Annotated in this window: 2 protein-coding genes; both read left to right on the top strand. The window is 53.8% G+C overall.

The genetic code is table 11. From position 1 onward, the window contains the following. Window positions 1-223: 223 nt before the first annotated feature. A complete protein-coding gene (locus tag IEW22_RS20650; protein ID WP_373284265.1) occupies window positions 224-532 on the top strand; it encodes a DUF3102 domain-containing protein in 309 nt (102 codons plus the stop codon). Window positions 533-625: 93 nt separating this feature from the next. After that, the gene (locus IEW22_RS20655; protein ID WP_373284266.1) at window positions 626-748 is read left to right on the top strand and encodes a helix-turn-helix domain-containing protein; all 123 of its coding nucleotides are present in this window, start codon (window positions 626-628) and stop codon (window positions 746-748) included. Window positions 749-2,065: the final 1,317 nt, after the last annotated feature.

Genomic DNA, 2,065 nt, shown 5'->3' on the forward strand with positions numbered 1-2,065 from the left:
GAATGTGTCGCAACATCCAGATTTCCGGAGACCAGGGGCGTCTCACGTCATCGACACGCCAGCCCGCTGACCAGGCATTGCCCGCTCAAGTTCGAAGAGCCGGTTTACCTGCAAGACCTCCCGGCATTCCCCTCAGGCCGTCCCAAGGTAAGCGATTGGTTTGGGATAGCGCGATTCAATCACCTGAGATGCTAGTCGGGCGTCGGAGACGCTAAACAGTTTTCTGTTAGGGCTATCTCCTCTAGGGAGAGTTCTATCGAAATCAGATGTTACCGAGCCTGGTAAAGTGTTGATCACAGTTAAAATCCTTGTCAAGCATGGCGAGTGGTTGCCGTGGCTGGAAGAAAACTTCGAGGGGTCACAGCCAGCCGCGAGTAGGTACATGACCCTTGCCGAGAATTATTCACGCGTGAATAGTTTAAGCGGGGACACTAGATTTCGTAAATACTGCAACGTTTCGTTAAGACCGAGGTCTCTGCAAGCTTGCAGATATGATCAATGTATACAGATCGCAAAATGGATGCGACCCTAAAGACCACAATCGGGAGGTGAAATGTCAAGCACAAACACTTCCCGCAAAAATGACGCTAGCAACGGTCTAGTGAAGCTTAGCAAGCTGCTCGAAATGGTACCGATCACCAGGCCAACCGCAATCAGTCTAATTCGGTCCGGTGAAATCCGAGGCAAGCGGATTGGACGCGGATGGTTTATCCCGCAATCTGAGGTTGATCGACTCACCAACACTTAGGACTCCGGCACCGTGTAGGTTCTGCTCCGACCTGCACGGATGCCGGTAAATCTCCGGCTGCTGCTCCCTATCTGGTGGCGGCTCGGGGTGGGTTCGGTCCCCGGTCGATGCACGCTAAACGGCAGTTCTCCTTATCGTTCTGCCTCGGCTGTGCTCCCGGTGACCGGGCCTCTCAATCAATAAGCACTACTGCACCAGACAATCGTGTGCTGCACGGAGGAATCATTGACCATTTGCGTCGAATCCCCATGTGATAATCAAGCAAGTGCCCGTCGATTGTGTTGGAAGCACTACCAGCGCAGACGCAGACGAGGGCTACCGCTCCCACCTAAACAGCGTTACGGATCGTTTGTCGCCGAAGCTCTAGAACTGCACGAACAGGCTAAGGCGGCTTACGAAGATCGGCGTGATGCTTGGGCAATCGGTTACGGCACAGAACGTGACCTGTACGCGTCGGAAGTCGAACCGAAGCCGCTTTACAGTGATGCCCTGAAATCAACTTCCCGCGAATGGCGCGCACGTGAAACGGATTCTAACGCCAGCTAGCAAAAACTAGCCACTGGTAGACGATACTGCGGTAAAAGTCGCTTAGCGTGGCAATCAGAGGGCAAAAACACTGCACCAAACCAGCAAGGACTGAAGATTGATTGTCGTCAAAGACGTGCGCGAACTAACTATGCGCACAATCCGGCAAAGTCGAACTAGTCGCAAAACGCTAGTGATCGAACACCACAACCAGCGCATAGCAGTACCGATAGACAGTTTAACAATTCTATCCGACCACCTGGTCGACCTAGCAGAATCCTTAGGAGAATGACCATTGCAGCACACAATTAACTCGCGTGGCCTCGAAATACCGCCAATACGCCTAGCCGTTAAACGCTTCGCCAGCCTACGAGAACCCAACGGGATCGTTGAGCGAGTCGTGGTCAGTCAATCGGGCATGCACGGTATCAGTCTCGCAATCGGGGACAGTCCGCAGCTAATCGCAGCTCTGCAAGCCCTAGCTGGCGAGCACTGAAAGTGGCATTACTCAAAACGAGCGGATCGCTCAAGGTCGTTAACAATCCGCGCAATACCCGATACCGCATCGAACTGCGCGACTACCGCAGCGCTCTAACCGTGGGATTCGATGTGCCTGAGGCGCTAGCAGCGGCGTGCGACCTCATTAGCTGTGCTGCTGGACTCGATCATGCCGCAGCCATAGCCGTATTAAGCCTCGATCCACCGATTTGTACCTGTCCGGGGGATGAGGGATAGACGAAATGCCCTGTCTGAGTGACAGAATGGGACTTGCTCAGGGTTCCATCGGTACAC

Origin of the sequence: Gordonia jinhuaensis, assembly GCF_014639795.1 — a bacterium.
Taxonomy (GTDB): Bacteria; Actinomycetota; Actinomycetes; order Mycobacteriales; family Mycobacteriaceae; genus Gordonia_B; species Gordonia_B jinhuaensis.

Excerpts from the sequence above, each read along its gene's own strand:
- IEW22_RS20655 (WP_373284266.1), top strand. The coding sequence starts at position 626 with ATGGTACCGATCACCAGGCCAACCGCAATCAGTCTAATTCGGTCCGGT.